This is a genomic window from Aquicoccus sp., from assembly GCF_041686535.1.
Classification (GTDB): Bacteria; Pseudomonadota; Alphaproteobacteria; order Rhodobacterales; family Rhodobacteraceae; genus Aquicoccus.
Window position 1 is genome coordinate 1 of sequence record NZ_JAWLDS010000069.1, and the last position, 17,387, is coordinate 17,387.

General features: G+C 63.7%; 19 protein-coding genes and 1 pseudogene. 1 reads left to right on the plus strand and 19 read right to left on the minus strand.

The window, feature by feature from the left end:
* Nucleotides 1-237 (plus strand): annotated as a pseudogene (locus tag ACESL9_RS13040) (DEAD/DEAH box helicase); the annotation flags it as partial.
* A 72-nt stretch (nt 238-309) separates the two neighbouring features.
* Here ACESL9_RS13040 and ACESL9_RS13045 read toward each other — a convergent pair.
* The 19 genes from ACESL9_RS13045 to ACESL9_RS13135 form a co-directional block, all read right to left on the minus strand.
* A complete protein-coding gene (locus ACESL9_RS13045) occupies nt 310-1,980 on the minus strand; it encodes a ribonuclease J (RefSeq protein WP_372609975.1) in 1,671 nt (556 codons plus the stop codon).
* Nucleotides 1,977-2,756, minus strand: coding sequence for a type III pantothenate kinase (locus ACESL9_RS13050; RefSeq protein WP_372609973.1), 780 nt, complete (start codon nt 2,754-2,756; stop codon nt 1,977-1,979). The genes ACESL9_RS13045 and ACESL9_RS13050 overlap by 4 nt, the downstream gene beginning before the upstream one ends.
* Before the next feature lie 11 nt (nt 2,757-2,767).
* A complete protein-coding gene (locus tag ACESL9_RS13055) occupies nt 2,768-3,511 on the minus strand; it encodes a biotin--[acetyl-CoA-carboxylase] ligase (RefSeq protein ID WP_372609971.1) in 744 nt (247 codons plus the stop codon).
* Nucleotides 3,512-3,617: 106 nt separating this feature from the next.
* The gene (gene nuoN, locus ACESL9_RS13060) at nt 3,618-5,057 is read right to left on the minus strand and encodes an NADH-quinone oxidoreductase subunit NuoN (protein ID WP_372674956.1); all 1,440 of its coding nucleotides are present in this window, start codon (nt 5,055-5,057) and stop codon (nt 3,618-3,620) included.
* A 13-nt stretch (nt 5,058-5,070) separates the two neighbouring features.
* Nucleotides 5,071-6,615, minus strand: coding sequence for an NADH-quinone oxidoreductase subunit M (locus ACESL9_RS13065; protein WP_372609967.1), 1,545 nt, complete (start codon nt 6,613-6,615; stop codon nt 5,071-5,073).
* The gene (gene nuoL / locus ACESL9_RS13070; protein WP_372674957.1) at nt 6,615-8,645 is read right to left on the minus strand and encodes an NADH-quinone oxidoreductase subunit L; all 2,031 of its coding nucleotides are present in this window, start codon (nt 8,643-8,645) and stop codon (nt 6,615-6,617) included. Before nuoL ends, ACESL9_RS13065 begins: the two co-directional genes overlap by 1 nt.
* 17 nt (nt 8,646-8,662) lie before the next feature.
* Complete coding sequence (locus ACESL9_RS13075) at nt 8,663-8,809, minus strand: hypothetical protein (RefSeq protein ID WP_372674958.1); 147 nt, start codon at nt 8,807-8,809, stop codon at nt 8,663-8,665.
* Nucleotides 8,810-8,815: 6 nt separating this feature from the next.
* Complete coding sequence (nuoK, locus tag ACESL9_RS13080; RefSeq protein ID WP_372609961.1) at nt 8,816-9,121, minus strand: NADH-quinone oxidoreductase subunit NuoK; 306 nt, start codon at nt 9,119-9,121, stop codon at nt 8,816-8,818.
* 84 nt (nt 9,122-9,205) lie between these two features.
* Complete coding sequence (locus ACESL9_RS13085) at nt 9,206-9,814, minus strand: NADH-quinone oxidoreductase subunit J (RefSeq protein WP_372609959.1); 609 nt, start codon at nt 9,812-9,814, stop codon at nt 9,206-9,208.
* Nucleotides 9,811-10,218 (minus strand): carboxymuconolactone decarboxylase family protein, encoded by a 408-nt coding sequence (locus tag ACESL9_RS13090; protein ID WP_372609957.1) that lies wholly within the window; start codon nt 10,216-10,218, stop codon nt 9,811-9,813. The genes ACESL9_RS13085 and ACESL9_RS13090 overlap by 4 nt, the downstream gene beginning before the upstream one ends.
* Nucleotides 10,215-10,709 (minus strand): NADH-quinone oxidoreductase subunit NuoI, encoded by a 495-nt coding sequence (gene nuoI, locus ACESL9_RS13095; protein WP_372609955.1) that lies wholly within the window; start codon nt 10,707-10,709, stop codon nt 10,215-10,217. The genes ACESL9_RS13090 and nuoI overlap by 4 nt, the downstream gene beginning before the upstream one ends.
* 2 nt (nt 10,710-10,711) lie before the next feature.
* Nucleotides 10,712-11,749, minus strand: coding sequence for an NADH-quinone oxidoreductase subunit NuoH (nuoH, locus tag ACESL9_RS13100; protein ID WP_372609953.1), 1,038 nt, complete (start codon nt 11,747-11,749; stop codon nt 10,712-10,714).
* A gap of 7 nt (nt 11,750-11,756) precedes the next feature.
* Nucleotides 11,757-12,152, minus strand: a complete 396-nt coding sequence (locus ACESL9_RS13105; RefSeq protein WP_372609951.1) for a hypothetical protein — start codon at nt 12,150-12,152, stop codon at nt 11,757-11,759.
* Nucleotides 12,153-12,169: 17 nt separating this feature from the next.
* Complete coding sequence (gene nuoG, locus ACESL9_RS13110; RefSeq protein WP_372609949.1) at nt 12,170-14,164, minus strand: NADH-quinone oxidoreductase subunit NuoG; 1,995 nt, start codon at nt 14,162-14,164, stop codon at nt 12,170-12,172.
* A 7-nt stretch (nt 14,165-14,171) separates the two neighbouring features.
* Nucleotides 14,172-14,585, minus strand: coding sequence for a DUF5333 domain-containing protein (locus ACESL9_RS13115; protein WP_372609947.1), 414 nt, complete (start codon nt 14,583-14,585; stop codon nt 14,172-14,174).
* A 65-nt stretch (nt 14,586-14,650) separates the two neighbouring features.
* Nucleotides 14,651-14,992 (minus strand): hypothetical protein, encoded by a 342-nt coding sequence (locus tag ACESL9_RS13120; protein ID WP_372609945.1) that lies wholly within the window; start codon nt 14,990-14,992, stop codon nt 14,651-14,653.
* 5 nt (nt 14,993-14,997) lie between these two features.
* Nucleotides 14,998-16,296: an NADH-quinone oxidoreductase subunit NuoF gene (gene nuoF, locus ACESL9_RS13125; protein WP_372609943.1), complete on the minus strand. Its 1,299-nt coding sequence runs from the start codon at nt 16,294-16,296 to the stop codon at nt 14,998-15,000.
* A gap of 4 nt (nt 16,297-16,300) precedes the next feature.
* Entirely contained in the window at nt 16,301-16,525 is a 225-nt protein-coding gene (locus ACESL9_RS13130) for a DUF5337 domain-containing protein (protein WP_372609941.1), read from the minus strand.
* Nucleotides 16,526-16,537: 12 nt separating this feature from the next.
* Nucleotides 16,538-17,311 carry an NADH:ubiquinone oxidoreductase gene (locus ACESL9_RS13135; protein WP_372609939.1) on the minus strand — a complete coding sequence of 258 codons (774 nt, stop codon included), beginning with the start codon at nt 17,309-17,311 and terminating at the stop codon, nt 16,538-16,540.
* Between the last annotated feature and the right edge of the window lie 76 nt (nt 17,312-17,387).

The following is a 17,387-nucleotide window of genomic DNA, read 5'->3' on the forward strand; positions in this document are numbered from 1 at the left end:
ACGCCCAAGGACAGCCCGAAATCCAAACCCGCGCCGAAACGCAGTGCCTCCAAACCTGCCGAAAAGGCCGAAAAGCCTGAAAAAGACGCGCCGCCTCGTCAGAGCAAACCCAAGACCGAACAGCGCACCGGTCCGGGCAACCGCGGCAAATCGGACGGTGGCAACAAGGTCGTGGGCATGGGCGATCACCTGCCCGGTTTCATCGCCAAGAGTTTCGACGAACGCCGCGCCGGGTAAACCCGGCCCCCCGTTCATCTCGCGAGAAATACTCCGGGGTCCGGGGCAGAGCCCCGGTCCCGCAGCTATCCTTCACGCCAGTCGGCTCGTGATCACCGTGACCTCGGGCTTCTTGCCGATCTCGTCCTGTGCAACCTTGCGTACGATGCGTTTCATCTCCTGCTCGAGCTTGTCATCATCGGCCAGCGTCTTGGCGCCCGCGCGCCCGAGGAACTGCCCCAGATCCTCCTCCAGGACCTCGACGAGCGCGGCCCGGCTGCGCCCGGTTTCGGGAAGGCCCATTGTCTCGCACCATGGCTCGCCCAGCGGCTCGTTCTCCTCGTCAAGGATCAGCGTCACCACCACGTGACCGTTCAACGCCATGCGGATACGGTCACGCACGATCCCGTCGAGCGCACCGATCTGCACCGACCCGTCAAGATAGGTCCGCCCGGTCTCGACATAGCCGGCCACGCTCGGCGCATTGCCCGACAGGTCCACCATCGTGCCGTTCACCGCCACGAGGCCTTCACGCCGCCCCTCCTTGACCAGCTTCACATGTTCGCGCAGCATCCGGTGCTCGCCATGGATCGGAATGACCATCTGCGGATCAACAAGCGCATGCATCCTGGCAAGGTCCGGCCGGTTGGCATGGCCCGAGACATGATAGAAGCCCGCGTTCTCGTCCACCACATCGACGCCCATTTCGGAAAACTGGTTCATGATGTGAATCACGCCGCGCTCGTTGCCAGGGATGGTCTTTGACGAGAACAGGAACAGGTCGCCCTCTTTCATCTCAAGCCCGTTATACTTGCCCCGCGCCAATTGCGCGCTGGCCGCGCGCCGCTCGCCCTGGCTCCCGGTGACCAGAAGCATCAGGTTCTCGCGCGGTATCCCCTGCGCCTCTTCGGGGCTCACCACCTTGGGAAAATCGGTCAGCACACCGGTCTCGACGCTGGCCTCGATCATCCGCCGCATCGCCCGCCCCAAAAGGCAGATCGACCGCCCCGTGCGCTCGCCCGCCTCGGCCAGCGTCTTGAGCCGCGCCACGTTCGAGGCGAATGTCGTGGTCACGACCATGCCCTTCGCCGACTTGAACAGCGCCTCGATCTGCGGTTGAAGATCGGCCTCCGAACGCCCCTCGTGCGGCGAGAACACGTTGGTCGAGTCGCACATCAGGGCCCGTACTCCCGACTTGCCGATCTCCTCCCAGAGCGCATCGTCGAACGGCTCTCCTACCAGCGGCGTGTGGTCGATCTTGAAATCGCCCGAATGCACCAACCGCCCCTCGGGCGTGTCGATGACCAGAGCCGATGTCTCGGGGATGGAATGCGAAATCGGCACGAAGCCGACGCTGAACGGCCCCGCCCCCGTCATCTCGGGCCAGGCCGAAACCGTCCGCACGATCCGTTCATCCCGTCCTGCCTCGGCCAGCTTGCCGCGCGCGATATTGGCCGTGAAAGCGCGGGCATAGACCGGCACGTCCAGCAGATCGGGGAAACGCGCCACCGCGCCGACATGATCCTCGTGCGCATGGCTGATGAAGATCGCGTCAAGCCGGTCCTTGCGCTCGATGAGCCAGCTCATGTCCGGCAGGATCAGGTCAACCCCCGGGCTGCTGTCCATGTCCGGGAATGTCACGCCCAGGTCGACGAGGATCAGCCGCTCGGCGCCCTCGGGCCCGTAGCCATAGACATAGGCGTTCATGCCCACCTCCCCCGCGCCACCCAGGGGAAGATAGATCAACCGGTTTTTCTTGCTCATATGGTGCCCTGTTCCTTGTTATATGCGTGGATCACGGTCAGCCCGTGCATGGTCAGATCGTCCTCGAAACGGTCGAAAAGGTCCTCGGATTGCTGGAAGAGCGGTGCCAGGCCGCCGGTCGCGATGATGCGCATCTCGCGGTCGCGCTCTGCCTTGATCCGGGCGCAGATTTCCTTGACGAGGCCGACATAGCCCCAGAACACCCCCGACTGGATACAGGTCACCGTATTGGTGCCCACCACCTTCTGCGGCTTGGCGATATCGACATGCGGCAGCGCGGCGGCCGCCATGTGCAGCGCCTCGAGGCTCAGGTTCACCCCCGGCGCGATCACGCCCCCCACATAGGCGCCATCGGCGGCCACCACGTCGAAGGTCGTGGCGGTGCCGAAATCGACCACGATGATGTCCCCGCCATGCCGGTCAAAGGCGGCGGCGGTATTGACCAGCCGGTCCGGCCCGACCTGCGTGCCCGCATCGACCCGCGGCGGGTGCGGCAACACGCATTCGGGTTTGCCCACCACCAGCGGCCGACAGTTGAAGAACCGGTCGGCAAAGACGCGCAGGTTGAACACAACCCGCGGCACGGTCGAACTGATGATCACATCGGTGATGTCGGCCTCGATCCCGTAATGTTTCACCAGCGTCGAGAACCAGGTGAAATAGGCATCCGCGGTGCGCGAATGATGCGTCGATGTACGCAGCGTGCACAGGAACCGCTCGCCATCCCAGATCGAAAACACCGTGTTGGTGTTGCCGCAGTCGATGCATAGAAGCATGTCCCGCCCTTTCAAAAGAAAACCTCGGCCGCGGCAATCGCCCGCCGGCCCTCAGCGGTGGATAGAACAAGATTGCCCGCCCCGTCCACCGTCTCGAAAACGCCGCGCCACTCCTCGCGCACGGTGCGCGCCACGATTTCATCGCCCAGCCTCGCGGCCCGGGTCAGCCATGCCTCGCGAATGGGCGCGAATCCACCGGCGCGAAACTGCGCTTCCCATTTCGCATAGGCCGGGGCCAGAAGGTCGAGAAACTCTTCCGGGTCCACGCCCACCCCCGTCTCCCCGACCAGCGACACCGGGCGCACCGCTCCTTCCTCGGTCGTCCCCGGAACATCGCGCAGGTTGACCCCAATCCCGATCGCCAAATGACCGATCTGCCCGGCCTGCCCGCTGCTTTCCAGCAATATCCCGGCCAGCTTGCCCCCGTTGAGCAGCACGTCATTGGGCCACTTGAGGCTCAGCCCCCCGGTCCGTCCCACGGCCAGCGCCAACGCATCATGAAGCGCCAGCGCCGCCACGAAGGACCGCAGCGCCACGTGCGCCGCGGGGCCTTCGGGCCGCATCACCAGCGTGGCCGCAAAATTGCCCTCCGGGTCGATCCAGGCCCGCCCGCGCCGTCCGCGTCCACGCGTCTGGCGCCGCGCCAATATCCATTCGGGGCGCTCCAACCCGCCCGCGAGCCGGGCCGCCTCCTGCATGGTGCTGTCCACCTCATCCAGCACACGCCGGCCGTATCCGACAGGCCAACCGGTCATCGGCGCACCTGCCGCTCTTTCTTGGTAAAAATACTCAAATTCGACCTTTCGACACGCAAAACGCCCGCCATCAGGGGCGGGCGCTGACCAAATGTCCCGATCGACCTCAGTTGACCAGCGCGGCAGCCGCCGCCCGTGCCGCGGTCTCGATGCCAAAGAGGTTCACAACCCCCACGACCATCACCACCGCACTTGCCATCAACAGCACCCCGGCCACAGAGGGCCGGCTGCGATCCAGCGCCTCGCCCTCTTCACCGAAATACATGTAATAGACGATGCGCAAGTAATAGAAGGCGCCGATCACGCTCGCCAACACACCTGCCACCGCAAGCCAGACAAGCCCCGCGTCATAGGCTGCGCGCAGCACGTAGAACTTGCCAAAAAAGCCCACCAGCGGCGGCACCCCGGCGAGGCTGAACAACAGCACCAGCATCGCCAGCGCCCGGCCCGGTTCGGCCCTGGCATACTGGTTGAGCGCGGCAATATCCGTCACCGGCTGCCCGTCGCGCTCCATCGACAGGATAAAGGCGAATGTGCCCACGTTCATCGTCACATAGATCGCCATGTAGACCAGCATCGCCTGTACGCCGAGCACCGTACCCGCCGCCAGCCCCATCAGCGCATAGCCCATATGCGCGATCGAGCTATAGGCCATCAGCCGCTTGATATTGGTCTGCCCGATTGCCGCCACGGCACCGAGAAACATCGACAACAGCGACAGGACGGCCAGAACCTGGCTCCAGTCGGCGTTCACCCCGCCAAAGGCGTCATGGAGCACCCGCGCCAGGAGCCCCATCGCCGCCACCTTGGGGGCGGTCGCGAAAAACGCCGTGACCGGCGTGGGCGCGCCTTCGTAAACATCCGGGGTCCACATGTGAAACGGCACGGCACTGACCTTGAAGGCCAGGCCCGCCATCACGAAGATCAACCCGAAGAGCAGTCCAAGCGGCGCCTGCCCCTCGCCCGCCGCGTCGATGATGCCGGAAAACAGCGTCGTGCCCGCAAACCCATAGGTGAGCGACGCGCCATAAAGCAGCAGCCCCGAACTCAGCGCGCCCAGCACGAAATACTTGAGCCCGGCCTCGGTCGAGCGCGCCGAGTCGCGCCGCATCGCCGCGACCACGTAAAGCGACAGCGATTGCAGTTCCAACCCCATGTAAAGCGCCATCAGATCGCCCGCCGACACCATCACCATCATGCCGATGACCGACAGCGCGACCAGAAGCGGATATTCGAAACGCATCATGTCGCGCTTGGCCATGAAATCCTGCCCCATGACCAGCACCGCCGCCCCGGCCAGCAGGATCGTGACCTTGGCAAAGCGCGAGAAACCGTCATCATGGAACATCCCGCCAAAGGCTTCGCGCGTGCCCTCGCCACCGATCCCGATCCAGGCGGCCAGTACCGCCATCACCCCCGCCGTGAGCCAGATAAACGGCCTGGTGAGGCGGTCCTTGCCGGTATAGACCCCGAACAGCAGGGCGCCCATGGCATAGAGCGCCAGCACGATCTCGGGCAGGATTACGTTCAGATCAGCCTGGATCATCTCTGTCACTCCGTCACTGCGACGCCGCGAGCTGGCTTGCGGATGCCGCATTCGCCAGCGCGGTTTCGTAATTTCCAATCAGCGCCCCGACCGAAGGCCCGATGATGTCGGTCACAAGCGCCGGATAGACGCCGAGCAAGAGGGTCATCGCCACAAGCGGCGCAAAGATCGCCTTCTCGCGCGCGGTCATGTCCTTGATCGTCTTGAGGCTTTCCTTGATCAGATCGCCCAGCACCACCCGGCGATAAAGCCAGAGCGCATAGGCCGCCGACAGGATCACCCCCGACGTGGCAAAGAGCGCCACCCAGGTATTGACCTTGAAGACCCCCACCAGCGTCAGGAACTCGCCCACAAAGCCCGAGGTGCCCGGCAGGCCGACATTGGCCATGGTGAAGAACATGAAGATGAGCGCATAGGCCGGCATCCGGTTCACGAGGCCACCATAGGCGTCGATCTCGCGGGTGTGCATCCGGTCATAGATCACCCCCACGCACAGGAAGAGCGCCCCCGAGATGAAGCCGTGGCTGATCATCTGGAAGATCGCACCGTCGATCCCCTGCTGATTGGCTGCGAAAATTCCCATCGTGACATAGCCCATATGGGCCACCGACGAATAGGCGATGAGCTTTTTCATGTCGTCCTGCGCGAGCGCCACGAGACTGGTGTAAACGATCGCGATGGCCGACATCCAGAACACCAGAGGGGTGAGCAGGTCCGCCCCCACCGGGAACATCGGCAGCGAAAAGCGCAGGAAGCCATAGCCGCCCATCTTCAGCAGGATCGCGGCCAGAACCACCGACCCCGCGGTCGGCGCCTGCACGTGCGCATCCGGCAGCCAGGTGTGGACCGGCCACATCGGCATCTTGACCGCGAAACTGGCGAAAAACGCGATGAACATCAGCGTCTGCATCCCGCCCACGATCTGGAAGCCGAAAAGCGAGATCGTCTCGGACCCGAAATTATGCCGCAAGAGCTGGGCAATGTCGGTGGTCCCGGCCTCGGCATACATCGCCACCATCGCCACCAGCATCAGCACCGAGCCGAGGAAGGTATAGAGGAAGAACTTGAAGCTGGCATAGATCCGGTCCTTGCCGCCCCAGATCCCGATGATCAGGAACATCGGGATCAGCCCCGCCTCGAAGAAGAGGTAAAAGAGCACCAGGTCGAGCGCCATGAACACGCCCAGCATCAGCGTTTCCAGCATCAGGAAGGCGATCATGTATTCCTTGACCCGGGTGGTCACGTTCCAGCTCGCCGCGATGGTGAGCGGCATGATGAAGGTGGTCAGCATCACGAAAAGAACGCTGATCCCGTCCACGCCCATCTTGTATTGCAGCCCCAAGAGCCAGTCGCGCTCCTCGACCATCTGGAACCCGGTATTCGAGGGGTCGAAATTGACCAGGATGAAGAGCGACACCAGGAAGGTCAGCCCGGTGGCCAGAAGGGCCACCCACTTGGCGTTGCGCTGTGCCGCCTCGTCCTCGCCGCGCAGGAAGACCAGCAGGATCAGCGCCGCCAGCGCCGGGATGAAGGTGACGATGGAAAGAAGGTTGTCCATTACTGCGCTCCTCCGCCAAGAGCCATCCACGTGACCAGGACCACGATCCCGATCACCATGGCGAAGGCATAGGTAAAGATGTAACCCGATTGCGCCCGCCCGGCGAGCCGCGTGACCCAGGGGATCGCGCCCATGGCGATGCCGTTCAGCGTGCCGTCGATCACCCCGCCATCGCCACGCTTCCACAGGATGCGACCCAAAGCCTTGGCTGGGCGCACCAGGACGAAGTCATATATCTCGTCGAAATACCACTTGTTGAGCAGGAAGAGGTAAAGCGGCCGGTTCGCCTCGGCCACGCGCCTGGGCATCTTCGGGTCGAGGATATAAAACCATATCGCAAAGCCCAGGCCGATCAGCATGGCGAAGAACGGGCTGACCTTGACCCATTTGGGCGCGTAATGCGCGTCATGCATCACCGTGTTGTCCGGCGCCATGAAGATCGCCCCCTCGGGCGCCACACCCTCGATCGGTGAATCGTCCTCGCTCGCCTCGGCGTGGTGCTCGGGGATACCGTAGAACCGGTTGACCTGCTCGTCATCGCCAAAGAACGACCCGAACCAGATCATGCCCGAGAACACGGCCCCCAAGCCCAGGACCCCCAGCGGGATCAACATGACCATCGGGCTTTCATGGGCGTGCTCATGGGTGTGCTTGTCGCCGCGCGGCTTGCCATAGAAGGTCATGAACATCAGCCGCCAGCTGTAGAAGCTGGTGAACAGCGCCGCAATGACCAGCGCCCAGAAGGCAAAGCCCGCATCGGTCCCGGCCCAGGCGCTCTCGATCACCGCATCCTTCGACAGGAACCCGGCAAAGCCGATATGCGTGAGCGGGATGCCCACACCCGTGATCGCCAGCGTGCCCACCATCATCGCCCAGAACGTATAGGGCAGCTTCTTGCGCAGCCCGCCATAGTTGCGCATGTCCTGCTCGTGATGCATCCCGTGGATCACCGAACCCGCACCAAGAAACAGCATCGCCTTGAAGAAGGCATGGGTGAAGAGGTGGAACATCGCCACCGAATAGACGCCCACGCCGGCGGCGACGAACATGTAACCCAGCTGGCTACAGGTCGAATAGGCGATGACCCGCTTGATGTCGTTCTGCACCAGACCCACGGTCGCAGCGAAAAACGCCGTCATGGCCCCGATATAGACCACGATCGTCTTGGCCTCGGGTGCATATTCCATCAGCGGCGACATCCGGCTGACCAGGAACACCCCCGCCGTCACCATGGTGGCCGCGTGAATGAGCGCCGACACCGGCGTCGGGCCTTCCATCGCATCGGGCAACCACGTGTGCAGGAAAAGCTGCGCAGATTTGCCCATAGCGCCGATGAACAGCAGGAAGGCTAGCAGGTTCGCCGCGTTCCACTCGGTCCACAGGAAGGTGAGCTGCGTCTCGGCCAGCATCGGCCCGGCCGCGAAAATATCGTCGAGCATGATCGAATCGACCAGGAAGAACAGCCCGAGAATGCCCAGCGCGAATCCGAAATCCCCCACCCGGTTGACCACGAAGGCCTTGATCGCCGCGGCATTCGCGCTCGGCTTCTTGTAGTAGAACCCGATCAGCAGATAGGAGGCGACGCCCACGCCCTCCCAGCCAAAGAACATCTGCACCAGGTTGTCGGCCGTCACGAGCATCAGCATCGCGAAGGTGAAGAACGACAGATAGGCAAAGAATCGCGCCTTGTAGCGTTCGCCCTCGCCCCAGTTCTCGTCATGGGCCATGTAACCCATCGAATAGAGATGCACGAGCGCCGACACCGTCGTCACCACGATCAGCATGATCGCGGTCAGCCGGTCCATGCGGATGCCCCAGGACGTGTCGAGCGTGCCCGACTGGATCCAGCGCATCACCTCGATATGCTCGGTGGTCCCGTCATGGCCAAAGAACACGATCCACGAAAAGAGGCAGATCAGGAACAGGATGCCCGTGGTCAGCCACTGCGCCGCCTGTTCACCGATGATCCGCCAGCCAAACCCCGCGATGATCGCGGCCAGAAGGGGCGCGAAGAGAATGATCTGTTCCATCTATTTCGCTCCTCTTCCTAAAGCGCCGCAATAATTGAAAGGCCGCTGAAGGGCGGTATCGCGATCGTTCCAAGCTGAAAGAGAAACACGCCCATAAGCAATTCAGGGTGCAGGCCGCCACCGAACAACGCGATAAGCCCCGGTAATCCCATGTTGTTGATCATAGCCTCTTACCCCTTCATCACGTTGACGTCTTCGACGTCGATCGTGCCCCGGTTGCGGAAGAAGACCACGAGAATGGCCAGCCCGATCGCCGCCTCGGCCGCCGCCACGGTCAGCACGAACAGGGTAAAGACCTGCCCCACCAGATCGCCCAGGAAGCTCGAAAAGGCGACAAGGTTGATATTCACCGAAAGCAGGATCAGCTCGATCGACATCAAGAGGATGATCACGTTCTTCCGGTTGAGGAAGAGCCCGAATATGCCGATGACGAACATCGTCGCCGCCACCGTGAGATAATGTTCAAGTCCGATCATGTCGTCCCTCTGGGCATTGCCCTGTCTTCTTTTGCTTGTCGCGCCCCGGATCGCCCCCGGCGCGGATTGTGCTGTGACAGCGGCCTAGAGCCCCTGTCCCGGTTTCACGTCCTTCAGCTCGATCGCCGTGGCCGGATCACGCCACATCTGTTGCAGCACGTCCTGCCGCTTGACCCCTTCGCGGTGGCGCAGGGTCAGGACGATCGCCCCGATCATGGCCACCAGAAGAATGAGCCCGGCCAACTGGAACAGCAGGAAATACTGGTCATAAAGCAACAGCCCCAGCGCCGCGGTATTCTCGACCCCGTCGGGTGTCGGCGCGGCCCGCGCGGCTTCTGCACCCTCGGCCACATGCCAGTCGCCAAAGGCCAGGCCCAGTTGCATCAACAGCACCACGCCGATCGCCAGCGCGATGGGCAGGTATTGCGCCATTCCCGCCTTCAACTCGGCGAAATCCACGTCCAGCATCATCACCACGAAAAGGAACAGAACCGCCACCGCGCCGACATAGACGATGATCAAGAGCATCGCCACGAACTCGGCGCCCAGGAGGACGAACAGCCCCGCGCTCGACAGGAAGGCCAGGATCAGGAACAGCACCGAATGCACCGGGTTGCGGCTGACCACCGTGAAGAACCCGCCGACAATTGCGGATATGGCAAAAAGGTAAAAGGCAAGGCTCGCGACGCTCATGTGTCATCTTCCTCGTTCTCGGCCAGGACATCGCGGGCCAGTTCCATGGCCCGTGTCATGGCGGGTATGCCGGCGAACATCGACATCTGCGCGATGGTCTCGGCAATTTCCTCGCGGGTGGCCCCCGCCTCGACCAGGTGGCGCACCGTCATGCGAAACGGCGTCTCGGCCTGCGCGCCCTGCATGGTCATGCCCGCCAGCGTCAACAACAGCCGCGTCTTGGCGTCAAGCCCCTCCTGCGACACGCCCTTGCCGAACCACATTTCCATGACCTCTTTCGGCATGGTCGGCCACAGCTTCTCGAATCCTCTGGGCGAAAAGGATTCCAGTGCCGGGTTGAAGGCTTTCGCCATCTCCTGCGCCTGGGCCATCATCAGCTCGAAAGGGCTTTTCGCATCGCTCATCGGTAGGGTGCGTCCATTTCAAGGTTGCGGGCGATCTCGGCTTCCCACCGTTCGCCGTTCTCCAGAAGCTTCTCCTTGTTGTAGAAAAGCTCCTCGCGGGTCTCGGTGGCGAACTCGAAATTCGGCCCCTCGACGATCGCATCCACCGGGCAGGCTTCCGCGCAGAAGCCGCAATAGATGCATTTCGTCATGTCGATGTCATAGCGCGTGGTGCGGCGGCTGCCATCGTCACGCGGTTCGGCATCAATCGTGATCGCCTGCGCCGGGCAGATCGCCTCACAGAGCTTGCAGGCGATGCAGCGTTCCTCGCCATTGGGATAGCGGCGCAGCGCATGTTCACCACGGAACCGCGGCGAAAGCGGGCCCTTCTCATGCGGATAGTTCAGCGTCGCCTTGGGCGCCACGAGGTATTTCAGGCCCAGCCACATGCCCTTGGCAAAATCGGTGAGCAGGAAATACCCCGCCGCGCGTCTGTAATCGACATTCGCCATCATCAGCCTCCTATCGTCCAGCGCGCATAAACGCCCCAGAACCATTCGAATTTCGCCGCAAAAGCCACGAACACGACCCAGCCGAGCGACAGCGGCAGGAACACTTTCCAACCGATCCGCATCAACTGGTCATAGCGGTAGCGCGGCGTGATCGCCTTCACCATCGCGAAGATGAAGAAGAAGAACGCCATCTTGCCCACCATCCACAGCACGCCATCGGGCAGCCCCGGAATGGGCGACAGCCAGCCACCAAAGAACAAGAGCGACACCAGCGCGCACATCAGGAAGATCGCGATATATTCCCCGGCCATGAACAGAAGGAACGGCGTCGAGGAATATTCCACCTGGTAGCCGGCCACCAGCTCCGACTCCGCCTCGGGCAAATCGAAGGGCGGGCGGTTGGTCTCTGCCAGCGCACTGATGAAGAACAGGAACACCATCGGGAAATGCGGCAGCCAGTACCAGCCGAAAAAGCCGTATCCGGTATCCTGCGCTGACACGATATTGCCGAAACTCATCGAGCCGGTCGAGATGATGATCCCGATGATGATGAGGCCAAGGCTGACCTCGTAGGAAATCATCTGCGCCGCCGAGCGCAGGCTGCCGAGGAACGGGTATTTCGAGTTCGACGCCCACCCGCCCATGATCACGCCGTAAACCTCGAGGCTGGACACGGCAAAGACGAACAGGATCGCCACGTTGATATCCGACAGCACCCAGCCCTCGTTGAACGGGATCACCGCCCAGGCCAGGATCGCCAGCACGAAGCTCGTCATCGGCGCCAGCAGGAAAACCGGCTTGTCCGCCCCCGCCGGGATCACCACTTCCTTGAGCACGTATTTGAGCGCATCGGCCACCGATTGCAGGAGACCGAAGGCCCCCACCACGTTCGGCCCCCGACGCATCTGCACCGCGGCCCAAACCTTGCGATCCCCGTAAACGAGGAAAAGAAGCGAGATCATCACGAACCCCACGATCGCAAGGCATTGCGCCACGATCAGCACGAAAATCCCAAAAGGGGTGGTAAAGAATTCAGCCATCAGGTCCTCACACCATCGGTATTCCGTTCTCCGCGCAATTGCCGGCCACGACTTCGGCGTCGATGGTCTTCAATCCCCGGGGCAGCGACGACGAGATGGTATAGATCGCATCCCCCCGCCAGCCGTCATTTTCCTTGTCGATATTCGTGCGCACATGACGCGCGAACCCGTATCCACGAATAAGCGCATATTGCGCCGCCGCGCATTCCGCGTAGAGCTCGACATGCTGCGGCTCGGCCTCGGGGCCCATCCCCACCATGAATTGCACCAGGTCACCATCCAGAAGCTGAGTCTCGATCCCGCGATAATCCACACCCTCCGGCATGGAGGCCGATCGCGCCACCGCGTCCGGTCGATCCTGCATGTCGCAACCCATCACCAGCGCGGCCAGCGCGAGGGGCATTATGCGCGCCCCCCCGATCACTCCGCCGCCATCTTCTCGCTGGCCCGCGCGCGGGCCAGGGCCGAAAGCTCGGCCATCACTTCGCTGGCGCGCGCGATCGGGTTGGTCAGGTAGAAATCGGCAATCGCGTTGCGGAGCGGCACCGCCCCCTTGCCGAGCTTGCCCGGCGCCAGCGGCTGCCAGTCGTTCTCGGCCACCTCGTCCACCAGCCCCAGATGCGGCACCGCGTCCACCAGTGCACGGCGCAGCTGCGCCAGGCTGTCCCAAGGCAACGTGCGGTCCATCTCGCCAGACAGCGCGCGCAGAATGGCCCAGTTCTCCTTGGCCTCGCCCGGTGCGAACCCGGCACGCAATGCCAATTGCGGGCGACCTTCGGTGTTCACGAACAACCCCTGTTCCTCGGTGTAAGCCGCGCCCGGAAGGATCACATCGGCGCGATGCGCGCCCCGGTCGCCATGGCTGCCCTGATAGATCACGAAGGGGCCGGGCTCAATGTCGATCTCGTCCGCGCCGAGGTTGAAAATCACGTCGGCCCCTTCGACCGCCGCGGCCATGCCGCCCTCGGTCACGGCGCCCACGTCCATCGCCCCGACGCGCGCGGCTGCCGTGTGCAGCACCAGCATCCGCCCCGAAAGCGCCATCGCGGCGGAAAGCACCGCCTCGCCATCGGCTTCGCACAGCGCGCCCTGCCCGACGATCACGATCGCATCTTCCGGCGCCGAAACCCCGGCCAGCGCATCGCGGTCCGTGCCGGCATGGGCATAGTCATAGGTCAGATCGGCCGCCTCGCCCACCAGCGTCACGTTCGCCCCGCGCAGCCACGCCTTGCGGATGCGCGCATTGAGAACCGGCGCTTCGTCGCGCGGGTTGGTCCCGATGAGGACGATGTCACGCGCGTCGTCGATCTCCTCGACCGCGACATTGCCCACATAGGCGCTGCGATTGCCCGCAGGCAGGCGCGCACCGTCCACGCGGCACTCGACCACGCCGCCCAGCCCCTCGATCAGGGATTTCAGCGAATAGGCCGCCTCGACCGGCACCAGGTCGCCAACGAGACCCGCAACCTTGCCGGCCCCGCGCATCGCCTCGGCCGTCGCACCCAATGCCTCGGCCCAGGTCGCGGGACGCAGCCTGCCACCCTCGCGCAGATATGGCCTATCCAGCCTCTGGCGGCGCAACCCGTCCCAGACGAACCGCGTCTTGTCGGAAATCCATTCCTCGTTCGTGCCGTCATGGTTGCGCGGCAGGAAGCGCATGACCTCACGTCCCTTGGTGTCCACCCGGACCGAGGATCCCAGCGCATCCATCACGTCGATCGACTCGGTCTTGGTCAATTCCCACGGCCGCGCCGTGAACGCATAGGGCCGCGACACGAGCGCGCCCACCGGGCACAGGTCGATGATATTGCCCTGCAGGTTCGACTCGAGTGTCTCACCCAGATAGGTGGTGATCTCGGCATCCTCGCCGCGCCCGGTCTGGCCCATCTGCATGACCCCCGCCACTTCGGCGGTGAAGCGCACGCAGCGCGTGCAGGAGATGCAGCGCGTCATGTGGGTCTCGACCAGCGGGCCGAGATCGAGGTCATCCACCGCGCGCTTGGGTTCGCGGTAACGGCTGAAATCGACGCCATAAGCCATCGCCTGGTCCTGAAGATCACATTCGCCGCCCTGGTCGCAGATCGGGCAATCCAGCGGATGGTTGATCAGCAGGAATTCCATCACCCCCTCGCGGGCCTTCTTGACCATGGGCGAGTTGGTCTTGACCTGCGGCGGCTCGCCGTCGGGAAAGGGGCGCATGTCCTTGACCTGCATCGCGCAGGACGCGGCGGGCTTGGGTGGTCCGGGTTGCACCTCGACAAGGCACATCCGGCAGTTGCCCGCGATCGACAACCGCTCGTGATAACAGAACCGCGGGATCTCGACCCCGGCCTCCTCGCAGGCCTGGATCAGGGTCAATGCGGGATCGACCTCGATCTCCTTGCCGTCGATGATGATCTTTCTCAGGTCGCTCATGCTTCCCTCACTTCGCTTTCAACAGGGTGCCGATGACGCTGTTCCGGGCAATCTCGGCATGGCCGAGGCTGCACAGATCGTCGGCGTCACCCGGATCCAACCCCTTGGATTTCACATAGGCCTCGCCCCTCGCCTCGATCCGCGCCTTCTCGGCGTCGCTCTTGCGGTAAGCGTTGATCTCGTCGTCGCTATAGCCCAGCGCGTTGGCCTGCTTCTTGATCGACCACAGGAAGTTGATCCCCTTCAGCCAGCGCGCGTCGATCTCGCCACATTCCTCGCTGATCCTGAGCGCAATGCCCGCCCACAGCATGTTGTCGTCGATTTCCGGCACGTCGCGCAGCGGCGCCTTGGCATCGGCCGCCGCCTGCACCGCACCCGCCATCAGCATCAGCCCCACGATCCCGACCGTCGCCAGTCGCATCACGGCAGTCCGTCCACCCGTCACGCGATCGCAGGCCGACCCGGCGCGATGATATGTGGTCGCCTTCACCATCCGTCGCAGCGCCCCTGCAACGTCAGCGTGTCGTTCTCGACCACCAGCCCCTCATCCTCCGGGCCGACATCCCATTCCAGGTCCGAGCGACCGTAATTCTCTATGCAATAGCGCGTGGCCTCATGCGCCCCGGCCAGGCGCGCGCCCTCGGGGCTCTGGCTGGCCCGCGGCACGGTGATGGTGAACGCCTCGCGTTCGTCGCCCGCCTGTTCCGAACGGGGGCGAAATTCGACCCCGTCGAACGCCACCTGGTTCGCGCGCATCCGGTCGGTCACCCCGCATCCCGCAAGCAGCGCCGCGATCAGGGCAAGTCCGGTAATATGGCTCGGCCGCATCCCCATCATTCCGCTGCCATCGCGCCCATGCGCCCCGATTTCTGCGCCTTGATCCGGTCCTCGATCTCTTCGCGGAAATTGCGGATCAGCCCCTGGATCGGCCAGGCCGCCGCGTCACCCAACGCACAGATCGTGTGCCCCTCGACCTGCTTGGATACGTCAAAGAGCATGTCGATCTCCTCGATCTCGGCCTCGCCCTTAACCAGCCGCTCCATCACCCGCATCATCCAGCCGGTGCCCTCGCGACAGGGCGTGCACTGGCCGCAGCTTTCGTGCTTGTAGAACTTGGCCAGCCGCCAGATCGCCTTGATCGGATCGACACTCTTGTCCATCACGATCACCGCCGCCGTGCCCAACCCCGAACGCAATTCCTTTTGCAGATGGTCGAAATCCATGATCGCGTCGCGCATGTTCTCACCGCGCACGCAGGGCACGGACGACCCGCCCGGGATCACCGCCAGGAGGTTGTCCCAACCGCCGCGGATGCCACCGCAATGGCGGTCGATCAGTTCCTCGAAGGAAATCGACATCGCCTCTTCGACCACGCAGGGGGTGTTCACATGGCCCGAGACGGCGAAAATCTTCGTGCCCGCGTTGTTGGGCCGGCCAAAACCCGCGAACCACTCCGCGCCCCGGCGCAGGATCGTCGGTACGACCGCGATGCTCTCGACATTGTTGACCGTGGTCGGACAGCCATAGACACCCGCCATGGCCGGAAAGGGCGGCTTCATTCGCGGCATGCCCTTCTTGCCCTCGAGGCTTTCCAGAAGCGCGGTTTCCTCGCCACAGATATAGGCCCCGGCGCCGTGATGCAGGTAAAGGTCGAAATCCCATCCCGACCCGGCCGCGTTCGGCCCCAGCAGCCCCGCGTCATAGGCTTCGTCGATCGCCGCCTGAAGCGCCTCGCGCTCGCGGATGTATTCGCCGCGGATATAGATATAGCAGGTATGCGCGTTCATCGCGAAAGACGCGATCAGACACCCCTCGATCAGGGTGTGCGGATCGTGGCGCATGATCTCTCGGTCCTTGCAGGTGCCCGGCTCGGATTCGTCGGCATTGACCACCAGGTAGGCGGGCCGCCCGTCGCTCTCCTTGGGCATGAACGACCATTTGAGCCCGGTCGGAAAGCCCGCGCCACCGCGGCCGCGCAGGCCGCTCGCCTTCATCTCCTCGATGATCGCGTCGCGTCCCCGCGCGATGATCTCGCCCGTGCCGTCCCAATGACCGCGCGCCTTCGCGCCGGCCAGGCTGCGATCATGCATGCCATAGAGGTTGGTGAAGATGCGGTCCTCGTCCTTCAGCATCGCTTTAGCCTTCCATGTCCCGGCGCGCACGCCAGATTTGCCAGATCATGACCAGCGCCCAGACAAAGGCCGCGCCGGCAATCATTGTCGGCAGAGCCCGCGCGCGCGGGCTCCAGCCATATTCCGAACCGATGAGTTCCGCCAGGACCCAGAACACCCCGCCCCCCGCGATCAGCAGCGCGGCCATGCGCTGCTTGCGTGCCAGACGGACGTGAAGGTCGTCGCTCACTCACCTGCTCCCTCAATAAACCTCACCCTTGCCAACGCGCTGCGAGAACTCGGTCTCGCCACCCGCGGCCAGGGTCTTCGCCTGTTCCACCCAGTTGTCACGGCTCACGCGCCCCTTGAACCCTTCCAGGTTCTCGTCGACCCAGGCCACCTCGGCCTCGGTCCAGCCGGCGATCTGGTCGAGATGATAGAACCCCATCTCGTTCAACAGTTTTTCCAGCTTGGGGCCGATTCCCTTGATCTGCTTGAGATCGTCGGGCTTGCCGTCCCGCGCCGCGCCGAGCACCGCGGGCCGGGTGCCGGTCACTTCCTCGGCTGCATCGGCCACCTTCTCGGCCGCGGCACGGCTTGCCTCGCCGGCCTTCTCCGACACGTCCCCAGCGGTCGCCGCTGCCGTCTTGGCCGCATCCTTCGCGGAATCTTCGACCGCTTCCCCGGCATCGTCCGCCGCGTCGCCGGCGGTCTGCGCCGCCTTCTCGGCCTTCTCCGCCACGGTGGCCGCACCCGCCGCCATCGCGGTGGCACCGGCCGCGCCCGCCTCGGCGGCACCGCTCGCCACGGTCTGGGCCGATGTCGGCCCCTTCTGTTCATCGTGGCCGGTCATCGACCAGCCGCAAGCATACTTTCCAAGGAGCAGCGCCACGAACACCGCGACGGAAACCCCGATCAGGAGCGCGGGCAACCATGTCACCGCCCCGACCGAGACCCAGTAGGCCAACGCACCTGCCACGATTCCGACACCGCAGCTGACCCAGCCGCAGGTTCCCAGTCCTGAATCTTCCGTCATGGTTTCATCCCCTTACCCGTTTGGACGTTGTCACACTGCCCACATACTCGTCACTTGCCTGCCTTGCCGCCCCCTG

Excerpts from the sequence above, each read along its gene's own strand:
- nuoL (WP_372674957.1), bottom strand. The coding sequence starts at position 8,645 with ATGGAACAGATCATTCTCTTCGCGCCCCTTCTGGCCGCGATCATCGCG.
- ACESL9_RS13085 (WP_372609959.1), bottom strand. The coding sequence starts at position 9,814 with ATGAGCGTCGCGAGCCTTGCCTTTTACCTTTTTGCCATATCCGCAATT.
- ACESL9_RS13045 (WP_372609975.1), bottom strand. The coding sequence starts at position 1,980 with ATGAGCAAGAAAAACCGGTTGATCTATCTTCCCCTGGGTGGCGCGGGG.
- nuoG (WP_372609949.1), bottom strand. The coding sequence starts at position 14,164 with ATGAGCGACCTGAGAAAGATCATCATCGACGGCAAGGAGATCGAGGTC.
- nuoF (WP_372609943.1), bottom strand. The coding sequence starts at position 16,296 with ATGCTGAAGGACGAGGACCGCATCTTCACCAACCTCTATGGCATGCAT.
- ACESL9_RS13055 (WP_372609971.1), bottom strand. The coding sequence starts at position 3,511 with ATGACCGGTTGGCCTGTCGGATACGGCCGGCGTGTGCTGGATGAGGTG.
- ACESL9_RS13105 (WP_372609951.1), bottom strand. The coding sequence starts at position 12,152 with ATGCCCCTCGCGCTGGCCGCGCTGGTGATGGGTTGCGACATGCAGGAT.
- ACESL9_RS13075 (WP_372674958.1), bottom strand. The coding sequence starts at position 8,809 with ATGATCAACAACATGGGATTACCGGGGCTTATCGCGTTGTTCGGTGGC.
- nuoI (WP_372609955.1), bottom strand. The coding sequence starts at position 10,709 with ATGGCGAATGTCGATTACAGACGCGCGGCGGGGTATTTCCTGCTCACC.
- ACESL9_RS13090 (WP_372609957.1), bottom strand. The coding sequence starts at position 10,218 with ATGAGCGATGCGAAAAGCCCTTTCGAGCTGATGATGGCCCAGGCGCAG.
- nuoH (WP_372609953.1), bottom strand. The coding sequence starts at position 11,749 with ATGGCTGAATTCTTTACCACCCCTTTTGGGATTTTCGTGCTGATCGTG.
- ACESL9_RS13115 (WP_372609947.1), bottom strand. The coding sequence starts at position 14,585 with ATGCGACTGGCGACGGTCGGGATCGTGGGGCTGATGCTGATGGCGGGT.
- ACESL9_RS13050 (WP_372609973.1), bottom strand. The coding sequence starts at position 2,756 with ATGCTTCTATGCATCGACTGCGGCAACACCAACACGGTGTTTTCGATC.
- ACESL9_RS13065 (WP_372609967.1), bottom strand. The coding sequence starts at position 6,615 with ATGGACAACCTTCTTTCCATCGTCACCTTCATCCCGGCGCTGGCGGCG.
- ACESL9_RS13120 (WP_372609945.1), bottom strand. The coding sequence starts at position 14,992 with ATGCGGCCGAGCCATATTACCGGACTTGCCCTGATCGCGGCGCTGCTT.
- nuoN (WP_372674956.1), bottom strand. The coding sequence starts at position 5,057 with ATGATCCAGGCTGATCTGAACGTAATCCTGCCCGAGATCGTGCTGGCG.
- ACESL9_RS13135 (WP_372609939.1), bottom strand. The coding sequence starts at position 17,311 with ATGACGGAAGATTCAGGACTGGGAACCTGCGGCTGGGTCAGCTGCGGT.
- nuoK (WP_372609961.1), bottom strand. The coding sequence starts at position 9,121 with ATGATCGGACTTGAACATTATCTCACGGTGGCGGCGACGATGTTCGTC.